This window comes from Acidovorax sp. (assembly GCF_021287135.1).
In the GTDB taxonomy this organism is placed as follows: domain Bacteria; phylum Pseudomonadota; class Gammaproteobacteria; order Burkholderiales; family Burkholderiaceae_C; genus Acidovorax.
In genome coordinates this window covers 1-23,462 of sequence record NZ_JAJTBB010000047.1, presented here as the reverse complement: position 1 = coordinate 23,462, position 23,462 = coordinate 1, and the positions used below count along the sequence as shown (strand labels likewise).

Sequence of the window (23,462 nt, the reverse complement as noted above, 5' to 3'; positions counted from 1 at the left end):
CCCACCGCGGCAGGCGGCCTTTGCATACGGCGACCCGAACAATTTGTGCGGACCCCCCGGATTTCAGTATGTAATCCGTGCGCCGCGTCCCAGCGGCCACGGCCCTGGAACCCACAAGAATGCGAACGCGCCCCCAGCCCTCCGCACAGAATTTATCCCCCCTCACCCCCACGCCGCCTGCCCTGGCGCTGGCGTCGCGCCGCGGTTGGCTCGCCTGGGCCGGCGCCACCGGCCTGGCGCCGCTGCTGCCGGGCTGCGGCGGCAGCGGCAACAACCCGGCGCCCCTGCTCACGGCCACCATGGCCTGGGGACGCAACGCGATCCGCCAGGCCATGCAGGCCGCGCCGAACCAGCCCAAGACCCGGGCCGCCTCCGTGGCGCTGCTGCAGGGCGACCGCCTGGTCTGGCAAGAGGCCTTCGGCGTGCTGGACGAAGCCTCCGGCACGCCCGCCACCCCCGAGACACGCTTCAACGTGGGCTCCGTCAGCAAGGTCATCGCGGCCCTGGCCGTGATGGTGCTGGTGGACCGGCAGCTGGTGGCGCTGGATGCGCCGGTGGTGCGCTACCTGCCCGGCTTCAGCATGCTCTCGCCCGGCTACCGCGACATCACCGTGCGGCACCTGCTGAGCCACGCGTCCGGCCTGCCGGGGACGTACCTGCACAACGTGTTCACCTTCGCTCCCTTGCAGGGCTACGCCGCGGAGCTGGAGACGGCCCTGGCCGACATGCACCTCAAGCACGCCCCAGGCGCCATGGCGGTGTATTGCAACGACGGTTTCACGCTGGTGGAACGCGTGGTGCAGGCCGTCACCGGGCAGAGCTACCCGGCCTTTGTGCAGTCGGCCCTGCTCAACCCGCTGGGCATGGCACGCTCGGGCTACACGCTGGCGCCCCTGCCGCCCGGCAGCTTTGCGCCCGGTCACATCCGCGAGGTGCCGCAGGGCCAGGAGTTCATGATGGGCTACGCCACCGGCGGGCTCTGCACCACCCCCGGCGACATGATGAAACTGGCCGCCCTGCTGCTGCGCGGCGGCGAGCTGGACGGCCAGCGCATCGTCTCCAAGGCCGGGGTGCGCGAGATGGCCAGCGCCCAGAACCAGGGCGTGCGCGTCAACCTGCCCGCCGACTGGCACTGGGGCCTGGGGTGGGACACCACGCGCCACCCCGGCCTGGAGGCCGCCGGCGTGGAGGCCTGGCAAAAGAGCGGCGGCACGATGTTCTATTCCAGCGACTTCTACGTGCTGCCGCAGGCGGGCCTGGCGCTGCTGCTCACCGGCAGCTCCGCCGGCTTCAAGCCCGGCCCGGTGGCCGAGGGCATCCTGCTGCGCGCCCTGCAGGAGAGCGGGCCGTTGCGCACCCTGCCGCCGCCCCTGCCGCTGGCCGCACCGCCCCACGCCACCGTCTCCTCGGCCGCCGTGGGTGCGCTGCTGGGGGTCTACGGCAGTTCGCGCGCCCCGCTCAAGGCCACCTCGCCGGACGGCCAGCAGATCGACCTGTGCGCATGGAGCGCCCAGCGCGGCGCCTGGGTGGACCGGTGCCAGAGCCTGCGCCTGCGCACGGACGGGTGGTGGTGGTCCGACGCCAACCCCGCCACGCAGTACCGCTGGGAGCAGGCGGACGGCCGGCGCTACCTGCTCATGCGCGAACGCGCGACCGCCGGGCACTACCTTGTGACCACGCCCATCGGCCAGCAAATGCCGCCCGCGCCCGGCCCCCTGCCCGCCGCCTGGGCGGCGCGGCTGCCCAGCACCTGGCAGGTGGCGAGCGAAGGGCCCCAGTCCATCCCCATGGCGCTGGACATGGGCACCTCCGCGCTGAAGGAGCTGCCCGATCTGCCCGGCTACCTGTTCTGGGACGACAGCCAGTTCCTGCTGCCGCTGTCGGCCGACCGCGCGGGCATGGCGGTGCAGGTCCCCCTGGACGCCGGCCGCGATCTGGTGGAACTGGTGGTGACCACGCGCGAGCGGCAGGACTGGCTGCACGCGGGCGGCTGGGTGTACCTGCGCAAGGACTGAGCGCCAGCGTTGCCCCGTCGAACGGCGCCCCTTTGCCATTGTTGACGCCGCAGCGCCGCACCGCCGCGCCCGCCCGGCGCCACGGCGATGCTCAGCATGCTTATGATGCGCGCCTGAGCCGGACGGTCTGCAGACCTGCGGACCGCCCTATTCCCCGTTTGTTCCCCCACCTGCTGAGGGCCTTGCACACCGCCATGTCCGCCGTTTTCAACTTCACCTTCGTGCCCTGGTTCCGCTCGGTGGCGCCCTACATCCACAAGTTCCGCAACCAGACCTTTGTGATCGGGCTCACGGGCGAGGCCATTGCGGCGGGCAAGCTGCACAGCATTGCGCAAGACCTGGCGCTGATCCAGGCCATGGGCGTGAAGATCGTGCTGGTGCACGGGTTTCGCCCGCAGGTGAACGAGCAGCTGGCGGCCAAGGGCCATGCCGCCAAGTATTCGCACGGCATCCGCATCACCGACTCGGTGGCGCTGGACTGCGCGCAGGAGGCCGCCGGCCAGCTGCGCTATGAAATTGAAGCCGCCTTCAGCCAGGGCCTGCCCAACACGCCCATGGCGGGCGCCACAGTGCGGGTGATCTCGGGCAACTTCCTCACGGCACGGCCGGTGGGCATCGTGGACGGCGTGGACTTCCAGCACTCGGGCCTGGTGCGCAAGGTGGACGTGGGCGGCATCCAGCGCACGCTGGACATGGGCGCGCTGGTGCTGCTGTCGCCGTTTGGCTTCTCGCCCACGGGCGAGGCCTTCAATCTGGCGATGGAAGAAGTGGCCACCAGCGTGGCCATCGAGCTGCACGCGGACAAGCTGATCTTCCTGACCGAAGTGCCCGGCATCCGCATGAACCCATTGGAGCCCGAGAGCGAAGACAACCCCATCGACACCGAGCTGCCGCTGGCCGCTGCGCAGGCCCTGCTGGCCCAGCTGCCCACCGCGCAGCAGCCCACCGACACGGGCTTTTACCTGCAGCACTGCGTGAAGGCCTGCAAGGGCGGCGTGGAGCGCAGCCACATCATCCCGTTTGCGCTGGATGGGTCGCTGCTGCTGGAGGTGTATGTGCACGATGGCATCGGCACCATGGTCATCGACGAAAAGCTCGAGGAGCTGCGCGAGGCCACCATCGACGACGTGGGCGGCATCCTGCAGCTGATCGAGCCGTTTGAAAAGGATGGCACGCTGGTCAAGCGCGACCGCACCGAGATCGAGCGCGACATCGAGGCCTACACCATCATCGAGCACGACGGCGTGATCTTCGGCTGCGCGGCCCTGTACCCCTACCCCGAAGCCAAGACGGCCGAGATGGCCGCCGTGACCGTGTCGCCCCAGAGCCAGGGCACGGGCGACGGCGAGAAGCTGCTCAAGCGCATCGAGCAGCGCGCGCGCCTCTTGGGCCTGGAGAGCATCTTCGTGCTGACCACCCGCACCATGCACTGGTTCATCAAGCGCGGCTTCCAGCCCGTGGACCCCGACTGGCTGCCCGATGCGCGCAAGCGCAAGTACAACTGGGACCGGCGCAGCCAGGTGCTGGTGAAGAAGCTCTGAAACACCGGGGCCGTGAACGCCCGGCCAGCCGTTCACGCTGAGCCTGTTGAAGCGCAGCGCAAGGCTTCGACAAGCTCAGCCCGAACGGCGGGTTGGCAAGGGGCGGGCAGCAGCTTGCCCACCCCACCAGGTTGTTCCCCAACCCGCTACATTCGCCCTACCCCAGCCGCGCCGCCACCACCGCCCGCGCCACCTGCGCAATGGCGGCGTCGCGCTGCTCGGGCGAGGCCGTGGACTGCGTGAGGTAGCACGTCACCACCACGGGCGCGCCGCCGCCCGGCGGCCACAGCACGCCGATGTCGTTGGACGTGCCCGCGCTGCCCGTGCCCGTCTTGTCGCCCACCCTCCAGCCCGGCACGCCCGCGCGCAGGCGCTTGTCGCCCGTGCTGGTTTCCACCAGCCAGCGCTGCAGCCAGGCACGCGACGCGGGCGTGAGCGCGTCGCCCAGCACCAGCTTCTGCAGCGTCTGCCGCATGGCCTGCGGTGTGGTGGTGTCACGGGGGTCGCCCAGGGCAGCTTCGTTCAGGGTGGGCTCGTTGCGGTCCAGCCGGGTGACCTCGTCGCCCAGCGAGCGCACAAAGGCCGTGTAGGCCGCAGGGCCGCCATGGCGCGCCAGCAGCACGTTGGCGGCGGTGTTGTCGCTCAGGCTGACGGTGGCCGCGCACAGCTCGCCCACCGTCAGCCCGCCGCCGGCCCCGGCGCGGGCGCCGCTGACGGGTGAATACGGCACCACATCGGCCTCGGCGTAATGCACGCGCGCGTCCAGGCGCTCCCGGCCCTGGTCCACCAGCGCCAGCATCCAGCCCGCCAGTGCGGCCTTGAACGTGCTGGCCATGGCAAAGCGCTCGTCCTGCCGCCAGCCCAGGGCCAGGCCCGAGCCGGTGTCCAGCAGGGCCACGCCCAGGCGCCCCTGCGCGGAGCGCTCGATGCCTGCCAGCGTTTCACTCCACCGGCGCGCTACGGCGTCGCGGCGGCCCGCACTGCCGGGGCCGCCCAGGCCGCTCGCGCAGCCCCACACTGGCAGCGCTGCGGCGGCCATCACACCCAAGGAAAACTGTCGTCTTTGCATCAGAAACCTAAAAAGGAACAAGAACAAGACGCGAACGATATCGAGGGCCGGCCCTGCGCACCATCGACAATAATTGCCGCCAACCCCAAGAAAAACTTATTCCTCACCACGCCCTCGCGACGCCGCGCCATGCACCTGCCGCTCAACGCCCTGCGCGCCTTCGAGGCCTCGGCCCGCCACCTCAACCTGACCCGCGCGGCCGAGGAGCTGCATGTGACCCAGACGGCCGTGAGCCAGCACATCCGCAAGCTGGAAGACCGCCTGGGCAAGCCCCTGTTCCGGCGCCTGCCGCGCGGGCTGGCGCTGACGGACGAGGGCCAGGCCCTGCTGCCGGTGGTGGTGGAGTCGTTTGGCAACCTGGCGCGGGCGCTGGAGCAACTGGGCGACACGCGCCCGCGCGAAGTGCTCACCGTGGGTGCCGTGGGCACCTTTGCCGTGGGCTGGCTGCTGCCGCGGCTGCGCGACTTTCAGCAGGCCTGCCCGTTTGTGGACCTGCGCCTGCTCACGCACAACAACCGCGTGGACATGGCGGGCGAAGGGCTGGACTTTGCCATCCGCTTTGGCGACGGCGCCTGGCACGGCACGCATGCCGAACGCATCATGGACGCGCCGCTGTCCGTGGTGTGCGCGCCGGCGCTGGCCCACGGGCTGCGCTCTGCCGCCGACCTGGCGCGCCAGCCCCTGCTGCGCAGCTACCGCGCGGACGAATGGGCGGCGTGGTTCGACGCCGCGGGCGCCCCCTGCCCCGTGGTGCGCGGCGCGGTGTTCGACTCCTCCCTCACGCTGGCCGAGGCGGCGGCGCAAGGCGCGGGCGTGGCCTTGCTGCCGGTGAAGATGTTCACGCGCGAGCTACAGCAAGGGCGGCTGGTGCAGCCCTTTGCGCTGGAGTTGCATCGCGGTGCCTACTGGTTGACGCACTTGCAGTCGCGCAGCGAAACGGCGGCCATGCATGCGTTCCGGCAATGGCTGCAGGCCCAGGCCAGCATCCCCCTTGCGGCGGACGCTGTGGCTGAGGTTTCAGTCCAGAAAATTAAATCAAACTAGGCCCTAGCGCTTATGCATAAAGCGCAAACAGCTATCAAATATATAGCAACCTCCAAAACACGCGCCAGGAAGGGCTTCACATTCAAGACTGCGCAGCCGACCACCCCCCGCCCAGCGCCTTGTACAGCGTCACGCCATTGGTCAGGCGCGCAAGCCGGGTGGCAATGAGGGTCTGGCGCGCCGCGTACCACGAGCGCTGGGCGTCCAGCACATCGAGGTAGCTGTCCACGCCCCGGTCAAACCGGGCCTGCGACATTTGCAGCACCTCGCCACTGGCCTGCACCAGGGCGCCTTGCGCCTGCAGCTGGTCGCCCACCGCGCTGCGCTGGGCCAGCGCATCGGCCACTTCGCGGAAGGCGGTCTGGATGGCTTTTTCATACTGCGCCACGGCGATGCCCTGGGCAGCTCTGGCGCTGTCCAGATTGGCCTGGTTCGCGCCGCCGTCAAAAATGGGCAGGCTGATTTGCGGGATGAAGCTCCAGCTGCCCGAACCGGCCTTGAACAAGCCGGACAGATCCGCGCTGCTGCTGCCCGCTGCGGCCGTGAGGCTGATGCGGGGGTAAAACGCCGCGCGCGCCACGCCAATATTGGCCGTGGCAGCCTTGAGCTGGTGTTCGGACTGCAGCAGATCGGGCCTGCGCAGCAGTAGGTCGGACGGCACGCCGGCGGGCAGTTCGGGCAACGCATTGAGCGCATCGCCCAACGCGTCGGGCGCCAGCGCTTCGGGCACAGGCGTGCCCAGCAGCAGCGCCAAGGCGTTGCGGTCTTGTGCGACCTGGCCGGTATAGCGGGCCACGTCCACGCGCGCGCTTTCCACGCTGGTTTGCAACTGGCGCAGCGTCAGGGCCGAAGCCGCGCCCAGTTCCACCCGGGTCTGCGTGAGCCGGTACGACTCGCTCTGGCTGCGCAGGGTCTCTTGTGCCAAGGCCAGGCGTTCCAGGTCGGCGGCCCAGTTCAAGTAGGCCGTGGTCACCTCAGCCACCAGGCTGATCTGCGCGGTGCGGCGGGCCTGCTCGGTGGCCAGAAACTGCTCCAGCGCCTGCGCGCTCAGGTTGCGCACACGGCCAAACAGGTCAAGCTCATAGGCACTCACGCCCAGGTTGGCGCTGTACTGGTGGCTGGTGATGGCCGCACCCGTGCCGGAGAGGCTGGCCGGGGTGCGCGCTGCGGTGCCGCTGCCCGTGGCGTTCACCGTGGGCAAGGTTTGCGCGTCCTGCACGCGGTATTGGGCGCGGGCCTGCTCGATGTTGAGCACGGCCACGCGCAGGTCGCGGTTGTTGGCCAGCGCCAGCTCGATCAGGCTGCGCAGCTTGGCGTCGGCAAAGAACGTGCGCCAATCCATGTCGGCCGCCAAACCGCTTTCAGGCGCCGCATCGGGGTAGGCCGCAGGCACGGGCGCGGCGGGCCGCTCGTAGGCGGGCGCCAGGTTGGCGCAGCCCGCCAGCACCAATGCAGCAGCCACCAGAGACAAGGTCAGGGAACGAGGCATCTCAATGGCCCTCCAGCAAGACAGGTGAAGTCAGGGGCGCAGCGCTGTCCAGGGTGTGCTTCTTGCGCCCGAACAGCTTTTGCACCACCACGAAAAACAGCGGCACGAAGAAAATGGCCAGCACTGTGCCCGACACCATGCCGCCCACCACGGCCGTGCCCAGCGCGTTTTGCGCACCAGCGCCCGCGCCCTTGCTCAGCATCAGCGGCAACACGCCCAGGATGAACGCGAGCGATGTCATCAGGATGGGCCGCAGCCGCATGCGCGCCGCCGTGACGGCAGCCTCCACCAGCGGCATGCCCTTGCCATAGAGGTCCTTCGCAAACTCGACGATCAGGATGGCGTTCTTGGACGCCAGCCCCACCGTGGTGAGCAGCCCGACCTGGAAGTACACGTCGTTCATCTTCCACGTCAGCACCGCGCCCGCCAGCGTGCCCAGCACCCCCAGGGGCACCACCAGCAGCACCGAGAACGGTATGGACCAGCTCTCATACAGCGCCGCCAGGCACAGGAACACCACCAGAAGGGACACTGCGTACAGCAGCATGGCCTGGCCGCCCGCCTCGCGCTCCTGGCGCGACACGCCCGTCCACTCGAAGCCAATGCCGGCAGGCAGCTCGGCCGCGTGGCGCTCGACCAAGTCCAGTGCCTGGCTGCTGGACAGAGCGCCCGGCAGCGCCATGCCCTGGATTTCCACCGAGGCCACGCCGTTGTAGCGCTCCAGGCGGGGCGAGCCGGTGATCCAGCCCGACGTGGAGAACGCGCTGAACGGAACCATGGTGCCGCTGCTGTTGCGCACAAACCATTTGCCAATGTCCTCGGGCACCATGCGGTGCGGCGCATCGGCCTGCAAGAAGACCTTCTTCACCCGGCCCTTGTCCAGAAAGTCGTTGACATAGCTGCTGCCCCACGCCACCGAGAAGGTGTTGTTGATGTCGGCCATGGACAGGCCCAGCGCACCCGCCTTGTGCTCATCAATGTCGAGGCGGAACTCGGGCTCGTCTTCCATGCCGTTGGGGCGCACGGCCACCAGACCGGGCTCTTTCATCAGCGCGCCCAGCAGCTGGTTGCGCGCAGCCATCAGGGCGTCGTGGCCCAGATTGGCGCGGTCTTGCAGCATCAGATCAAACCCACTGGCATTGCCCAGCTCGGACACTGCAGGCGGTGCAAATGCAAACACCGAGGCATTGCGGATCTGCGACAGCGCACCCATTGCCTTGTTGGCCACAGCCTGGGCGTTCAGGCCTGCCGCCGTGCGTTCGCCCCAGGGCTTTAGCTTGACGAAGGCGATGCCCGTGTTCTGCCCACTGCCCGCAAAACTGAAGCCCGCCGCGGTGAAGATCGATTCCACCGCGTCCTTTTGCTCTTCCAGAAAATGGTGCCGCACTTGCTCCAGCACGTGTTCGGTGTTGCGTTGCGTGGTGCCCGGCGGCAGCTGCACGATGGCAAACAGGGTGCCCTGGTCTTCGTCGGGCAAGAAGCCCGCGGGAATCTTGGTGAACACAAACCCTACGACCACCCCCAAGAGAACGTAGACCACCATCCACCGCCCACCGCGCTGGAGCATGCGCTGCACCACGCTCTGGTAGCCGCGGTTGCTGCGGTCAAAAGCACGGTTGAAGGCGCCAAAAAACCCTTTGGTCGCCAGCCCGTGCCCTTTGGGAATGGGCTTGAGCAGCGTGGCGCACAAGGCTGGCGTGAGGATCATGGCCACCAGCACCGACAGCGTCATGGCCGACACGATAGTGACGGTGAACTGGCGGTAGATGACGCCCGTGGAGCCACCAAAGAACGCCATGGGCACAAACACCGCTGCCAGCACCAGGGCCACGCCCACCAGCGCGCCGGTGATCTGGCCCATGGATTTGCGCGTGGCCTCCAGCGGTGACAGGCCGTCCTCGCTCATCACCCGCTCCACGTTTTCAACCACCACGATGGCGTCGTCCACCAGCAAGCCAATGGCCAGCACCATGGCCAGCATGGTCAGTGTGTTGAGCGAATACCCAAACGCCGCCAGCACACCAAACGTGCCCAGCAGCACCACCGGCACCGCAATGGTGGGAATGAGCGTGGCGCGGAAGTTCTGCAAGAACAAGTACATCACCACAAAAACCAGTACCACGGCTTCGAGCAGCGTCTTCACCACTTCCTGGATGGAGATGCGCACGAAGGGCGTGGTGTCATACGGCTTGATGACCTTCATGCCCTGCGGAAAGAACTTGCCCAACTCTGCCAGCTTGGCGTCTACCGCCTTGACGGTATTGAGCGCGTTGGCGCCGGTGGCCAACTTGATGGCCAGGCCCGCAGCGGGCATGCCGTTGAAGCGGGCCACGGTGGCGTAGCTCTCGCTGCCCAGTTCGATGCGTGCGACATCACTCAGGCGCACGGCGGCACCGTTGGTCTGGGTGCGCAGCAAAATGCCCGCAAACTCGTCGGCCGTCTTCATGCGCGTTTGCGCCGTGATGGTGGCATTGAGCTGCTGGTCGTCGGTGGACGGCAGGCCGCCGAGCTGCCCTGCAGAGACCTGCGCATTCTGCGCCTGGATGGCGGTCTTCACGTCCAGCGGCGTGAGGTTGAAGCTGTTGAGCTTGCTGGGGTCCAGCCAGATGCGCATCGCGTACTGCGAGCCGAACAGCGTCGTGTCGCCCACGCCTTCCACGCGGCTGATCGGGTCCTGCACGTTGGCCGCCACGTAGTCGGACAGGTCCGCGCCGTTGAGTTTTCCGTCTTCCGACACGAAGGCCAGCACATTCAGGAAGTTGTTGGCCGACTTGGTCACGCGCACGCCCTGCTGCTGCACCTCTTGGGGCAGCAGTGGCGTGGCCAGGGCCAGCTTGTTCTGCACCTGCACCTGGGCGGTGTCGGGGTCGGTGCCGTTCTCAAAGGTCAGCGTAATGGTCACGCTGCCCGAGGATTCGCTGGTGGAGGCGATGTACGAGAGCTTGTCCAGCCCCTTCATCTTCTGCTCAATGACCTGGGTGACAGAGTCTTCCAGCGTTTTGGAGGAGGCGCCCGGATAGGTGGCCGAGATGGCGATGGCGGGCGGCGCAATGGTGGGGTATTGGGCAATGGGCAGTGTCAGCACTGCCATCACCCCTGCCAGCATCGTGATGATGGCGAGCACCCACGCAAAGATGGGGCGGTCGATGAAAAAACGGGCCATGGGATTCTCTTTGCAGGGTGTTCAACGGGTGCCGGAGGGTGCGCTGGCGGCGGCCATCTTCTGCACCGCTTCCGTCTTTTTGAAGGCTGCCGGGGTGTAGGGCTGGGCTTGCACCGGCTGGCCAGCGCGCGCCTTTTGCTGGCCTTCCACCACCACGGTGTCACCCGCTTTCAGGCCGTCGGTCACCAGCCACTGGTCACCCACGGCGCGGTCGGCAACCAGGCTGCGCTGCTGCAACTTGCCTTCACCATCCACCACAAAGACGTAGGGCTTGCCGGTCGCGTCACGGGCCACTGCGGGCTGGGGCACCAGCAGGGCTTGCTCCAGCACGCCTTCTTCCAACACGGCGCGGGCATACATGCCCGGCAACAAATCGGCGCGGGGGTTGGGGAACTCGGCGCGCAGCGTCACCGCACCCGTGCTCTGGTCCACCGTCACGTCCGAAAACTGCAGCTTGCCGGGCTGCGCGTACACGCTGCCATCCTCCAGCACCAGGCGCACTTTGGCGGTGCCGGTTTTGAGCATGCCTGCATCCATCGAGCGCTTGAGCGCCAGCAGCGTGCTGGTGGACTGCGTCACGTCCACATAGATCGGGTCGAGCTGCTGCACCGTGGCCATGGCACCGGCTTGGTTGGCCGTGACCAGCGCGCCCGGAGTAACGCTGGAGCGCCCAATGCGCCCGCTGATGGGCGAGGTGATGCGCGTGTAGTCCAGGTTGATGCGCTGCGTTTGCAGCGCCGCGCGGGCGGAGCTGACCTCGGCCTCGGCCTGCTGCAGGGATGCGGCGGCGTCGTCGGCATCCTGCTGGCTCACGGCCTTGATGGCGGCCAGTTCCTTGAAGCGTCCGGCCTTCAGCCGCACGGTGACCAGGTTGGCATCGGCCTTGTCCAGGGCGGCCTTGGCGCTGTCCACACTGGCGCGGTAAGTCGCGGGGTCGATCTGGTAGAGCACATCGCCGGCCTTCACATCGCTGCCTTCCTTGAAGCGGCGCTGCAACACCAGCCCGGTGATCTGGGGGCGCACCTCGGCAATCAGTGCGGGGGCCACGCGGCCCGGCAACTCGGTGTTCAGCGGCACGCGCTGGGGCTGCACGGTGATGACGCTCACCTGGGGCGTGCCCCCGCCGCCAGTGGCCGGGGGCTGGGGCGCTTCGCCACAGGCAGCCAGAGCCAGGGCGGAAACGGTGGCCACCACGGCCACGGGTCGTTGAATAGCAGGAAGCAAGCGCATGAACAAGGCTCCTCGGCCTGGGCGCTTTGGCACGCCCGACCTGACAAATTGAAAACACCATTTAACTGTACCGAACGGTACGGTATTGATGATTATCAACTTGACACATTCAGCTTGTCAAGCAAAAATGGACTCATCGGTACACTTAAAAACCATTCCCAGGAGCACGCATGAAAGTTCGCACGGAGGCACGCCGCGAGGCCATTCTGGAAATCGCCTCGCAGGTCTTTCTGGAGTTCGGGTTTGAGCGCGCGTCCATGGCCGAAATCGTTCGCCGCATTGGCGGCTCCAAGTCCACCATCTACGGCTACTACCCCTCCAAGGAGGCGTTGTTCCAGGCCGTCACGCAGATGGTGGGCGAGCGGCATATCCAGGCGTCCTTTGACGAGCTGGCAACGCACGACATGCAACATGGCATCCGCGAGGTGCTGGGCCGGTTTGCCGAAAAGCTGGCCACGTTCATGTGCAGCAAAGACCTGATCGCCACACACCGCATGGTGCTGGCCGAGGCTGGCCACTCCAACATGGGCGAGCTGTTTTACGAGGAAGGTCCCAAGCGCGGCATGGACGAGATCGCGGCTTTCTTGACCCGGGCCATGGAGCACGGCCACCTGCGCCACGAAGCGCCTTTTGTCGCGGCGCTCCAGTTTGGCGCGCTGGTGCAGGCGGAGATCCAGCTGCGCTGGTACTACAAAGACCTGCCCCCCCTGCCACCCAAGGAGATCAAAGCCCTGGCCGACCGTGCCGTGGCGACCTTCTTGCGCGCCTATGCGCCAGAGTGTTCAGGCGCCCTGCCCCTCACGGCAAAGGCGAAGAGCCCTCAACCCACAATCAAGGCAAAAAAGACGGCCTAGGGCTTTACAGACAAGCGCAAGCAGCTATGCATTTGATAGCAAAAATACTTGACAGCCTTCACATATCGCGCTGCGCAGGTTCCAAAAACTCCTGCGCGTAGCGCAAGTGCACGCCCTCGGCCACGAACACGTCGAAAAGATCCGGATCAAGATGCCCGCCATCGCGCATCTTGCCCATGATGGCCAGAGCCTGCGACAGCGTCATGCCGCTTTTGTAGGGCCGGTCCGCGGCCGTCAGCGCCTCAAAAATATCGGCAATGCCCATCATGCGCGCCTGCAGCGACATCTGCTCGCGCGTGAGGCCGCGCGGGTAGCCTTTGCCGTCCATGCGCTCGTGGTGGCCGCCTGCGTATTCCGGCACGTTCCGCAGGTGGCGCGGCCAGGGCAGCGTCTCCAGCATCTTGATGGTGGCGACGATGTGATAGTTGATGGTGTCGCGCTCGGCCTGGGTCAGCGTGCCGGAGCGGATGGTCAGGTTCTCCACCTCCTCCGCGGTCAGGAACGCCGTCTGCACGCCCTGCGGATTGCGCCACTGCCGCCCCACGGCAATATCGCGCACGCGCTGCTGGTCTTCGGGCCGCATGGCCTCGGAGCCCGTGTTGCACTGGCGCAGAAACGCGCGGTCGGCGTCCAGCGCCGCCAGCTCCGCTTGCAAGCCTTTGAGCGCCTGCGCCTCGCCCTGCGCGTCGGCCACGGGGCGCAGCGCCAGCTGCCGGCGCAGGGCTGCCAGCTCGGCATCGCGCTTGAGCACTTCAACCCGCGTGTCCACCAGGCCGATGCGGTCGTAGATCGTCTGCAGTTTCGTGGCCTTGTCCACCACGTGCACGGGCGTGGTGATCTTGCCGCAGTCGTGCAGCAGGCCGGCCATCTTCAGTTCGTAGCGGTCGCGCTCGGTCATCCTGAAATCCGCCAGCGGCCCTTCGGTGGCGGCATCCGCCGCCTCGGCCAGCATCATGGTGAGGGCCGGCACGCGCTGGCAATGGCCGCCGGTGTACGGCGACTTTTCGTCAATGGCGAGGTTGATGAGGTTCACGAACGACTCGAACAGCCGCTCCAGCTGCGAGATGAGCAGCCGGTTGGTCAGCGCAATGGCCGCCTGCGAGGCCAGCGACTCGGCCAGGCTCTGGTCGGCCTCGGAGAACGCCGTGACCGCACCGGTCGCCGGGTCGCGCGCATTGATGAGCTGCAGCACCCCGATCAACTCGCGGTCGTGGTTCTTCATCGGGACCGTCAGGAACGACTGCGAGCGGTAGCCCGTGCGCGCATCAAAGGCGCGCGTGCCCGAGAAGTCGAACCCCGCCGCCGTGTAGGCGTCGGCAATGTTCACCGTGCGGTCATGCAGGGCCGCGTGCGCCGCCACCAGCGAATCGTTGGGCGAACCGTCGGCATGGCGCAGCGGCAGCTGCGGAAAATCAATCGGCCGGCCCGTGGTGCCGCCCAGGCGAATACCCAGCGAATCGGTGCGCACGATCTCGAACTTGAGCGCCGCGCCGTCCTCGGTCACGCTGTAGAGCGTGCCCCCATCGGCCCCGGTGATGGTCTTGGCCGCCTCCAGGATGTTCTCCAGCAGCCGCTCGATGTCCCGCTCGCGCGACAGCGCCGCCCCGATGCCGTTGAGCTGCTCCAGGCGGCGAAAAAGACTGACCGTGGATTCCGTGTCCATAGAGCACCTTGCGTAGCGTTGCGTTGGATGCGGCGTGCGGCGTGCGGCGTTGCAACCGCCCATCGTAACGAAAAGTGACCGCTATCATTACCGCAACAGCGCCGCCTCCTGCCGCCGTGCCTCCCGCGCCCATGCGCCGGCCGTTCCACCCGCAGCCCCCATGCCGCCTCTTCCCATCCTGTATTCCTTCCGCCGCTGCCCGTATGCCCTGCGCGCCCGCCTGGCACTGGCCGTGAGCGGCCAGGTGTGCGAGCTGCGCGAAGTGGACCTGAAGCACAAGCCCCAGGCCCTGCTGCAAGCATCCCCCAAGGGCACCGTGCCCGTGCTGGTGCTGCCCGGCGGCCAGGTGCTGGACCAAAGCCTGGACATCATGCTGTGGGCCCTGCGCCAGCACGACCCCGAAGGCTGGCTGGCGCCGACCCACGGCACGCTGCACGACATGCTGGCGCTGATCGCCGAGTGCGACGGCCCCTTCAAGCGCGCGCTGGACCGGTGCAAATACCCCACCCGCTACCCTGGCGTGGACGGGGAGGCGGAACGCGCACGGGCCGTCGCCTGGCTGCGCGCGCTGGAGACCCGGCTGGCCGCGTCTGCAACTCCCACCGGCCACCTCTTCGGCCAACACCCCGCACTGGCGGACAGCGCCATTGCACCCTTCGTGCGGCAGTTCTCAGGGATCGACAAAGCCTGGTGGGACGCACAGCCCTGGCCGCAATTGCAGGGATGGCTGGCCCGGTGGCAAGAGGGCGCCCTGTTCGCCGGCGTGATGGGGGACAAGCTGGCGGCCTGGGTGGAGGGGACGGAGGGAGTGCAGTTTCCGTGCGGTGAGCGCGCGGCGGGCGCAGCGCCTGCCCGTGGGTAGACGGAAAGATCCAGCGGCTGGGGGCAGTCCGCCCCCTGGACGGCCCCTCCCGCGATGCGGATGCCCGACCGGTGGACGATTTGTCCAGTGACGGCCTTGGGAACGCACCTATGATGCAGCCCGGCCCAGGCGGCCCAAGCGGGCTTATGGCCCCTGTGGGCCGTCGGGCCGCCCTGCCGCGGGCCTCGTCGCAGCACCGGCCCCGGACAACCCCGCCGAACGCTTCCACCATGAATGAAAATCTAGTCCAGGCGCTTGCAGACACGCTGCAGAGTTCCACAAAAAATGTCGATGTGTTCTTGGCTTTGGAAGCGCTGGCCAGCACAGCCACCGCAGAGGCTGCCGAAGCCATCGTGACATTCCTGCGGTCGGCGCCGGCAAATCAGCGGCCCCTGGCTCGCAATGCACTGCTGGAGCTGGCGGACCGTGCTCCCGCGCTGTTGGTGAATGCCACGCTGGACGAAGATGACAAGGTGGCGGACGCGGCCAAGCAGGCGTTGCTGATCCGCCCCTCCAATGATGCGTTGCCGCTGTACCTGCGCATGGCCAAGTCCAAGAGCGTTGACGAAGCCTGCTCGGGCTTCATGTACCTGGGCCGTATCTCGTCGCCGGAAGCACGCGCGCCATTGTTCAAGGCCTTGGGCCACCGCAGCGCGGCGGTGCGCGAGTATGCCGCGACGGCCCTCCACGGCCACGCCGACGAGCACTGGATCGCCGACCTGCTGGAGGCCATCCGCACGCTGCGGCGTGAAGAGGCCGACAAAAAGAAGGACTTTGGCGAGGTCATCAACACGCTGTGCAGCGCGGTGGTGCAGAAATCCACGCGCGCCAACCTGGACCTGCTGATCGAAGGACTCGGCGACGCGGACGCGAGAGTCCGCCGGACCTGTGTCAGCGCGCTAGGGCGCCTGGGCGACGCGGCGGCGGTGGTCCCGCTGATCGAGACGTTTGAACACCCGCGCCGGGGAATGCCGCTGGAACTGCGGAGGGAACTGGTCAAGGTGCTTGGCGAGTTGGGCGACGCACGTGCGATCGCGCCACTGCTGCGGGCCGGAGTGACCATTGCCGCCCCGGCGCTGGGCCCTCTGAAGGCGCAGGAAGCCGTGCCCGAACTGATGGCCGCGCTCGAGCAGGCCAGGACACCGCGCGATGCCAGCGACCTGGCCGAGGTGCTGGCCCAACTGCAGGGGCCCGGCGAGCTGCAGTGGCCCCGCGCCGGGTTGCATTCGGCGTCGTTGCAGGTGCGCCGAGCCGCCGCGCTGCAGCTGGCGCGCACGGCGCCCGAGGCAGCGGCAGAGCCTCTGCGCGGCATGCTGCCCCAGCTCTCCAGCGGCGACGCCGTGAGCGTGGCCGCGGCCCTGGTTTCCATGGGCTGTGCTGAGGGTTTCGACGGCTTCGCACGGGCATTGGCGGACGATCCCCATCACTGGAATGCCAGCGCTGTGGCGCACGCCTGCCAGAAGCTTCGCGGCCCCCAGGTTCAGGCTCTGCTCTTGAGCCTGCTGCCCGGCATCCGCAACGAATATGTCCACAACGTGTGCGCAGCCCTGGCGGCGCAAGGGGCCGATGTGCTGCCTGCGCTGATCGGCGCAGCGCAAGCGGCCACTGACGGCCTGCGATACCGCTACGTGGTGGCGCTTTCCGAGTTCCGCGCCTCCCAGGGGGCTGCGTTGTTGGCGCCACTCTTGGTCCGGCGCAACCCATTGCGCGACGCGGCCATACGGTCGCTGACCGTCACGCCCAGTGCTGAGGCCAGCGCAGCGCTGGCTGCGGCATTACCGCTGGCCGAGTCGCCGGCCGACGCCCGGCTGATCACCGAAACCCTGGCGAAGGCCGCCACGCGCGAGGCGATTCCCGATTTGCTCCGGGCGCTCCCGGCCGATGGCGCCACCGAAGCGATCCTGGAGGCCTTGGGCCGCCTGGGCGGTCCAGCGACAGTGCCCGCACTGGTCGGTCAACTGAGCCATTCCAACGCGCGCCGCCGCCAGGGAGCGGCCCTGGCGCTCGGGCAGATCGCAGACCCAGCGGCAGGGGCGCCGCTGGTCAGCCTGCTGCTGAAAGAGCTGCATCTGGAGGTCGCGCAGGCCGCCCTGCAAGCTTGGCTGGCCGTTGGGGCGGAAGCTGATGGCCAGCTCGATGGGCTGGGTGTGCCAGGCACGCGCGCATTCCTGCTGGCCAGTGTCCGGCAGCTTCACCGGGCTCGCGAGGCTCCCTCAGCGCGCGATTGAACCGTGTGGGACAGGCGCCTCAGGGAGGCTCTGCGCGAATCATCGGGCCGTGTACCTCTGCGGCCTCGGGCGATCTGCCGCGCACGCAAATCCTCGCAATAGCGCCGGCGATTGCCGTGTTTTGCGCCTCGCAGTGTGTCCCAATCCGCAGCGCGCACTCCGCTCGATTCGTGCGAATGCGGAAATAAAAAAAGGCGCTCCGCAGAGCGCCTGGCAAGAATCACGGCCCCGCCCGGGCAATCCGGCCTCAGGCCGCCGAGTACCCTGCCCCGCCCCGTTGGCTGCCGTGCTTCAGGCCGCGCACCAGCAGCGCCACCAACACCGCGCCAAAGCCGGTAAAGCAGATGAAAGACCAGTTGGCAATGGAGCCGCCCAGGAAAGTCCAGTCCACCGCCGTGCAGTCACCCGAGCCGCGGAAGATCATGGGGATGGCGCGGCTGATGGGGTAGTTTTCGATCATGCCGTAGAAGTCGCGGCCGCAGGTGGCGATCTCGGGCGGGTACCACTGCAGCCAGCTCTGGCGGGCGGCCACGAAGGCGCCGAAGCCGGCGGTGATGAGGGCCAGCACGGCCCAGGTCATCCACCAGCCCTTGGCGCCGCGGGCGCTGGCCAAGCCAGCGAAGACGGCCACGCCGATCAGTGCGTAGCGCTGCACGATGCACATGGGGCACGGCTCCAGGCCCACCACATGCTGCAGGTACATGCCAAAAGCGAGCATCGCCACGCAAGCCACGCTGATCAGTGCCAGCACGCGGCGCGGGGCCTGATCAATCCAGTTCAACACCATCATTCTTATCCCTCATACAAAAGCAGCCGCCCAGGGCATCGCCTCTGATACCGTCACAGCCCCAGCGCGCGGACGGCCAGCAAGGGCCGTCCCGCAGCAAAGGCCGTCGTCCCCCCTTGGGGGAAGACGCGAAGCGGCTCAGGGGGGAATCAAATCCCAGCAGCGTGATCCAGAAATACGCGAGCGCGGCGCGGTGTCACCACCAGCGTTTCACCCTCCTTGAACCCCATTTCCTTGAACTGCTGCGCAGGGATCTGCGCTTCGATCAAGTGGTCTGGGGACGCATTGTCCGCTGGTTTGTGGTCGTCAGAGGGAATAAGTTCCAGCCGCGCGATGGGGCCTACCACGATGGCGCGGCTGAGCTGGGCCACGATGCCGCGCGGGCGGCCGTCGGCGTCCAGCCCGGCGCCGGGCGAATAGCGCTCCACATCCAGGTCGTGCGGGCGCACATAGGCAAAGGCCTTGGCGTTCTGGGCCTGGCTGTGTTCGGGCGAATCGATCTGCATGCCCTCCAGGTGCACCAGGCCTTCGTGGGCGCGGCCGTGGAACAGGTTCACATCGCCCAGGAAGCCGTAGACGAACGGGCTGGCGGGCTGGTCCCACACCTGCTGGGGCGAGCCGCTTTGCTCGATCTTGCCCTGGTTGATGACCACCACGCGGTCGGCCACCTCCAGGGCTTCTTCCTGGTCGTGGGTCACGAAGATGCTGGTCACGTGCAGTTCGTCGTGCAGGCGGCGCAGCCAGCGGCGCAGTTCCTTGCGCACCTTGGCGTCCAGCGCGCCGAACGGCTCGTCCAGCAGCAGCACCTTGGGTTCCACGGCCAGGGCGCGGGCCAGGGCGATACGCTGGCGCTGGCCACCCGAGAGCTGCGAGGGGTAGCGCTCGGCCAGCCAGTCCAGCTGCACCAGCTTGAGCAGGTCCATGACCTTTTGCTTGATCTGCGCATCGCTCGGGCGCTCGCCGCGGGGCTTTACGCGCAGGCCAAAGGCGACGTTCTCGAACACCGTCATGTGGCGGAACAATGCGTAATGCTGGAACACGAAGCCCACATTGCGCTCCCGCACGTGCACGTCGGTGGTGTCTTCGCCGCTGAAGTGGATGCTGCCGGTGTCAGGGGTTTCCAGCCCCGCGATGATGCGCAGCAGGGTGGTCTTGCCACAGCCCGAGGGGCCCAGCAGCGCGATGAGTTCGCCCGAGGCGATGTCCAGGCTCACGTCGCGCAGGGCCTGGAAGTCGCCAAACTGTTTGCTGACGTTGCGGATTTCAATGCTCATGGTCTGTTTCCTTCACACGCCAGCGGGCGCGGGGCGCTCGGGCGGCAATTCAGCAGCGGCCTTCAGGGCCTGTTCGTTGCGGTGTTCGGCAATGGACTTGATGACCAGGGTGACCAGGGCCAGCAGCGCCAGCAGCGATGCGGCAGCGAAGGCGGCCACGGACTGGTATTCGTTGTAGAGGATCTCGACGTGCAGCGGGATGGTGTTGGTCTGCCCGCGGATGTGGCCCGACACCACCGACACCGCGCCAAACTCGCCCATGGCCCGCGCATTGCACAGGATCACGCCGTACAGCAGGCCCCACTTGATGTTGGGCAAGGTCACGTGCCAGAAGGTCTGCCAGCCGCTCGCACCCAGCACGATGGCGGCCTGCTCTTCGTCATTGCCTTGGGCCTGCATCAGCGGGACCAGCTCGCGGGCGATGAAGGGGAACGTGACGAACACGGTGGCCAGCACGATGCCAGGCACGGCAAAAATGATCTTGATGTCATGGGCCTGCAGCCAGGGGCCAAACCAGCCCTGCGCGCCGAACATCAGCACGTAGATGAGCCCCGCCACCACGGGCGACACCGAAAACGGCAGGTCCACCAGCGTGGTCAAAAAGGCCTTTCCGCGGAACTCGTACTTGGCGATACACCACGCGGCCGCCACGCCAAACACCAGGTTCAGCGGCACGGCGATCACGGCCGTGATGAGGGTGAGCTTGATGGCCGCCCAGGCATCGGGCTCGCGCAGGCCTTCGAGGTAGGCGCCAAAACCTTTGCGCAGCGCCTCGGCAAATACGGCGGCCAGGGGCAGCACCAGGAACAGCAGCATGAACGCCAGCGCCGTGGCGATGAGCGTGTAGCGCACCCAGGGTGCTTCGGTGGTTCCGGCCCGGGCGCGGCGGACAGTTCGGTTATTCATATCTCAGCTTTCCGTCCAGGGCGCGGCTCAGGATCTCTTGCGCTGCCAAGCTTGCAGCGCATTGATGACGAACAGCAGGATGAAGGAGATCACCAGCATGACCACGGCCACAGCGGTGGCGCCGGCATAGTCATACTGCTCCAGCTTGCCGATGATGATGAGGGGCGTGATCTCCGACACCATGGGCATGTTGCCCGCGATGAAGATCACCGAGCCGTACTCGCCCACCGCCCGGGCAAATGCCATGGCAAAGCCCGTGAGCAGCGCGGGTGCGACAGAAGGCAGGATGACCAGCCGGAAGGTCTGCCACCGCGTGGCGCCCAGGCAGGTAGCGGCTTCTTCCAGCTCTTTCTCGGCATCTTCCAGCACCGGCTGCACGGTGCGCACCACAAACGGCAGCCCGATGAAAATCAGCGCGATCACGATGCCCGCCGGCTTGAACGCCAGCTGGATGCCCAGCGGCTCCAGCACGCTGCCCACCCAACCGTTCCCCGCCAGCAAAGCCGTGAGCGAAATGCCCGCCACGGCCGTGGGCAGCGCGAACGGCAGATCCACCAGCGCGTCCATGATCTTCTTGCCCGGAAACTTGTAGCGCACCAGCACCCACGCAATCAGCAGCCCGAACACCAGATTGACCAACGCCGCCAGGAACGACGCGCCAAACGTGAGCCGGTACGAAGCGAGCACCCGCGGCGCGCTGACAGCCGCCCAGAACTGCTCCCAGCTCAGGGTAAAGGTCTTGAAGATCAGTGCCGACAACGGGATCAGCACGATGACGCTCAAATAAAAGAGCGTGTAGCCCAGCGTCAGCCCGAAACCGGGCAGCACCTTTTTGGCGCTCTTGTTTCTCGTCATAGAAAGCGAAGCTATTGGTTTACACCGCGCTCAAAAACTGGCGCGACCCAGGCCAGGGCCACCGTGCAAGGGCCGCCCCGCAGCACCGGTGGCGTCCCCCTTCCCGAATTGCGAAGCAATTCGAGAGAAGGGGGAAGGCGCGCAGCGCCTCAGGGGGATGCTCACTTCGTGTACAGCTTGTCGAACTGCCCACCATCGTTGAAGTGCACCTTCTGCGCCTCCGTCAGACTGCCAAAGTACTTGGCAACGGTGAACTGCTTGAGGGGCTTGAAGGTGGATTCGTACTTCTTGAGCACCTTCTCCGAACGCGGGCGGATCGCGTGCTTGGCGGCGATCTCCTGCGCCTCGTCGGAGTACAGGTAATCCAGGTAGGCCTTGGCCAGCTGGGCCGTGCCCTTCTTGGCCACGGTGCGCTCCACCACGGCCACGGGGTTCTCGGCCACGATGCTCACCGAGGGGTACACGGCATCGACCTTGCCGGTGCCGAATTCGCGGTCGATGGACACCACCTCGGACTCGAAGGTGATGAGCACGTCGCCCTGGTTGCGCTGCAGGAAGGTGGCCGTGGCGTCGCGTCCGCCCTTGGCCAGCACGGGCACGTTCTTGTAGAGCTTGCCCACGAACTCTGCGGCCTGGGCTTCGGTGCCGCCCTTTTCGCGCACGGCGCCCCAGGCGGCCAGGTAGGCATAGCGGCCGTTGCCGCCCGTCTTGGGGTTGACCACGATCACCTGCACGCCGGGCTTGATCAGGTCGTCCCAGTCCTTGATGCCCTTGGGGTTGCCGTTGCGCACCAGGAACAGCATGGTGGAGGTGGTGGGCGAGGCGTCGTTGGGGAATTTCTTGGCCCAGTCCTTGGCCACCACGCCGTTGTCGGCCAGGAACTGCACGTCGGTGGTGGTGTTCATCGTGACCACGTCGGCGGCCAGGCCATCGTTCACGGCGCGGGCCTGGGCGCTGGAGCCGGCGTGCGACTGGTCGATCTTCACGTCCTGGCCGGTGGTCTTCTTGTAGTGGGCAATGAACGCGGCGTTGTAGTCCTTGTAGAACTCGCGGGCCACGTCATACGACACGTTCAGCAGCGAATTCTGCGCGGCGGCCATGCCGCTGGCGGCCAGGGCCACAGCGGCCAGAACAGTCTTGAGTTTCAAAGAAGTCATTGCAGGGAATCCGTCCAAAGATGCTGGGAGATGCCGCATTGTGCGGAGCGCGCTTTAAAACTCAAAAGAATAGATTTTTGTTAAATAATCATCCAGCGGCATATAGATTTCAATGCCAGCGGCAGGGAGATCGCTTTCGCCCCGCGCGGGCAGGCCTCAGGCGGCGCTAGAAGCCAGTCGCGGCGCGGGAATTTCCAGGGCCGGGGCGGCGCCGCCGTACAGCGATTGCAGCAAGGCCCAGCCCAGCGGCCATTCGCCGTGGCCCGAGTCAATGTTGATATGCCCCGCGTTCTGCATGCGCACGAATTCGCTGCCCCAGGCGCGGGCATAGGCGCCAGCCAGGCGAATCGGGCAATAGGGGTCGTTGCTGCTGGCCACCACGATGCTGCGGTACGGCAGGGCGGCGTACGGCACGGGGGCAAAGTCGCTCAGCACGGCGCGGCGCTCCGGGTCCGCCGGGGCCACCAGCAAGGCGCCGGCCACACGGGCTGCCGCTGCAGGCCCCATGTGCACCGTGGCAATGCACCCCAGGCTGTGGGCCGCGATGACCACGGGGCCCGGCGCGGCCAGCACGGTGTGCTCCAGCCGCTCCACCCAGGCCGCACGCCGGGGCGTGATCCAGTCGTCCTGGACCACCCGGCTCGCACCGGGCAGGCGCTCGGCCCACAGGCTTTGCCAGTGGCCGGGGCCGGAGTCACGCCAGCCGGGAACAATGATGACGGTGGGGCAGGTCAAAGCGTTGGGGCAACGGCCTGCCAGAAGGGTCTGGCGGCCGCTGCGTGAAGCAGGGATGCGCCTATTCTGCAAACCCCGCTTTAAAACCCAAACGACTGAATTGTTGTTACTTCATCAAAAAAACATCTGAAGAAGGGTGGCCGCTGAAAGCTCAGAAGCTTTCCCAGTCGTCGTCCTTGCTGGTGGCGGCGGCGGAAGGCGCGGGAGCGGCCGTAGCCTGCAAGGCGGGTGTGGCCGCTGCGCGGGGCGAAGTGGACGCCCCCCCGGCCGACGAACGCAGGCCCGCCTTGGGCGCCGCCGTGCGGCTGCCCAACGGTGCACGGGCGGCGGCCACCGGCGGGGTCCCCGTTGTGCGTGCCGGAGCCGGGCGAACCGGCTGGGCGGGCAGCGCACGGGGTGCCGCCGCGTCTGCCGCCAGCCGGAACACGGCCACGGCCTGCACCAGCTCCCCCGCCTGCGTGTTCAGCGCCCCGGCCGCAGCCGCCATCTCTTCCACCAGCGCCGCGTTCTGCTGCGTGGCCTGGTCCATCTGCGTCACCGCTTCGCCCACTTGGCCCACGCCCGCGCTTTGCTCGCTGCTGGCTGCGCTG

At 67.3% G+C, this 23,462-nt stretch carries 17 protein-coding genes and 1 pseudogene; 6 read left to right on the top strand and 12 right to left on the bottom strand.

The window, feature by feature from the left end; translation table 11 throughout:
• Positions 1-119 precede the first annotated feature (119 nt).
• Positions 120-2,015: a serine hydrolase domain-containing protein gene (locus LWW96_RS11295; protein ID WP_291487001.1), complete on the top strand. Its 1,896-nt coding sequence runs from the start codon at positions 120-122 to the stop codon at positions 2,013-2,015.
• A gap of 194 nt (positions 2,016-2,209) precedes the next feature.
• The gene (gene argA / locus LWW96_RS11290) at positions 2,210-3,556 is read left to right on the top strand and encodes an amino-acid N-acetyltransferase (RefSeq protein WP_291486999.1); all 1,347 of its coding nucleotides are present in this window, start codon (positions 2,210-2,212) and stop codon (positions 3,554-3,556) included.
• Positions 3,557-3,713: 157 nt separating this feature from the next.
• On the opposite strand, the gene bla is transcribed toward argA, so the two are convergent.
• Complete coding sequence (gene bla / locus LWW96_RS11285; RefSeq protein WP_291486998.1) at positions 3,714-4,625, bottom strand: class A beta-lactamase; 912 nt, start codon at positions 4,623-4,625, stop codon at positions 3,714-3,716.
• 129 nt (positions 4,626-4,754) lie between these two features.
• Between bla and LWW96_RS11280 the strand changes: the two genes are divergently transcribed.
• Positions 4,755-5,669, top strand: coding sequence for a LysR family transcriptional regulator (locus tag LWW96_RS11280; protein ID WP_291486996.1), 915 nt, complete (start codon positions 4,755-4,757; stop codon positions 5,667-5,669).
• An 82-nt stretch (positions 5,670-5,751) separates the two neighbouring features.
• Here the strand turns inward: LWW96_RS11280 and adeC are convergent, their stop codons facing one another.
• The 3 genes from adeC to LWW96_RS11265 are packed head-to-tail and all read right to left on the bottom strand — an operon-like array spanning position 5,752 to position 11,551.
• Complete coding sequence (adeC, locus tag LWW96_RS11275; protein WP_291486994.1) at positions 5,752-7,158, bottom strand: AdeC/AdeK/OprM family multidrug efflux complex outer membrane factor; 1,407 nt, start codon at positions 7,156-7,158, stop codon at positions 5,752-5,754.
• Between the two features lies 1 nt (position 7,159).
• Complete coding sequence (locus tag LWW96_RS11270) at positions 7,160-10,321, bottom strand: efflux RND transporter permease subunit (RefSeq protein WP_291486992.1); 3,162 nt, start codon at positions 10,319-10,321, stop codon at positions 7,160-7,162.
• 21 nt (positions 10,322-10,342) lie between these two features.
• On the bottom strand, positions 10,343-11,551 hold the full coding sequence (locus LWW96_RS11265) for an efflux RND transporter periplasmic adaptor subunit (protein WP_291486990.1): 1,209 nt from the start codon (positions 11,549-11,551) through the stop codon (positions 10,343-10,345).
• 170 nt (positions 11,552-11,721) lie between these two features.
• Between LWW96_RS11265 and LWW96_RS11260 the strand changes: the two genes are divergently transcribed.
• The gene (locus tag LWW96_RS11260) at positions 11,722-12,405 is read left to right on the top strand and encodes a TetR/AcrR family transcriptional regulator (protein ID WP_291486988.1); all 684 of its coding nucleotides are present in this window, start codon (positions 11,722-11,724) and stop codon (positions 12,403-12,405) included.
• Positions 12,406-12,463: 58 nt separating this feature from the next.
• Here LWW96_RS11260 and LWW96_RS11255 read toward each other — a convergent pair whose 3' ends face one another.
• Positions 12,464-14,068: an HD family phosphohydrolase gene (locus tag LWW96_RS11255; protein WP_291486987.1), complete on the bottom strand. Its 1,605-nt coding sequence runs from the start codon at positions 14,066-14,068 to the stop codon at positions 12,464-12,466.
• A 160-nt stretch (positions 14,069-14,228) separates the two neighbouring features.
• Here LWW96_RS11255 and LWW96_RS11250 point away from each other — a divergent pair, with 160 nt between their 5' ends.
• Complete coding sequence (locus tag LWW96_RS11250) at positions 14,229-14,930, top strand: glutathione S-transferase (RefSeq protein ID WP_291486984.1); 702 nt, start codon at positions 14,229-14,231, stop codon at positions 14,928-14,930.
• A 146-nt stretch (positions 14,931-15,076) separates the two neighbouring features.
• Positions 15,077-17,158: a HEAT repeat domain-containing protein gene (locus LWW96_RS11245; protein ID WP_291486983.1), complete on the top strand. Its 2,082-nt coding sequence runs from the start codon at positions 15,077-15,079 to the stop codon at positions 17,156-17,158.
• A 247-nt stretch (positions 17,159-17,405) separates the two neighbouring features.
• Here LWW96_RS11245 and LWW96_RS11240 read toward each other — a convergent pair whose 3' ends face one another.
• The 7 genes and pseudogenes from LWW96_RS11240 to LWW96_RS11210 all read right to left on the bottom strand — a co-directional run.
• Positions 17,406-17,945: a disulfide bond formation protein B gene (locus LWW96_RS11240; RefSeq protein WP_291487245.1), complete on the bottom strand. Its 540-nt coding sequence runs from the start codon at positions 17,943-17,945 to the stop codon at positions 17,406-17,408.
• A gap of 149 nt (positions 17,946-18,094) precedes the next feature.
• Complete coding sequence (locus tag LWW96_RS11235; protein WP_291486981.1) at positions 18,095-19,219, bottom strand: sulfate ABC transporter ATP-binding protein; 1,125 nt, start codon at positions 19,217-19,219, stop codon at positions 18,095-18,097.
• A 12-nt stretch (positions 19,220-19,231) separates the two neighbouring features.
• The gene (gene cysW / locus LWW96_RS11230; protein ID WP_291486979.1) at positions 19,232-20,125 is read right to left on the bottom strand and encodes a sulfate ABC transporter permease subunit CysW; all 894 of its coding nucleotides are present in this window, start codon (positions 20,123-20,125) and stop codon (positions 19,232-19,234) included.
• Positions 20,126-20,152: 27 nt separating this feature from the next.
• A complete protein-coding gene (gene cysT, locus LWW96_RS11225; protein ID WP_291486978.1) occupies positions 20,153-20,980 on the bottom strand; it encodes a sulfate ABC transporter permease subunit CysT in 828 nt (275 codons plus the stop codon).
• Between the two features lie 161 nt (positions 20,981-21,141).
• Positions 21,142-22,137, bottom strand: coding sequence for a sulfate ABC transporter substrate-binding protein (locus LWW96_RS11220; RefSeq protein WP_291486975.1), 996 nt, complete (start codon positions 22,135-22,137; stop codon positions 21,142-21,144).
• A 156-nt stretch (positions 22,138-22,293) separates the two neighbouring features.
• Positions 22,294-22,872, bottom strand: coding sequence for an alpha/beta hydrolase (locus tag LWW96_RS11215; RefSeq protein ID WP_291486973.1), 579 nt, complete (start codon positions 22,870-22,872; stop codon positions 22,294-22,296).
• Between the two features lie 151 nt (positions 22,873-23,023).
• A pseudogene (locus tag LWW96_RS11210) lies at positions 23,024-23,462 on the bottom strand (methyl-accepting chemotaxis protein); the annotation flags it as partial.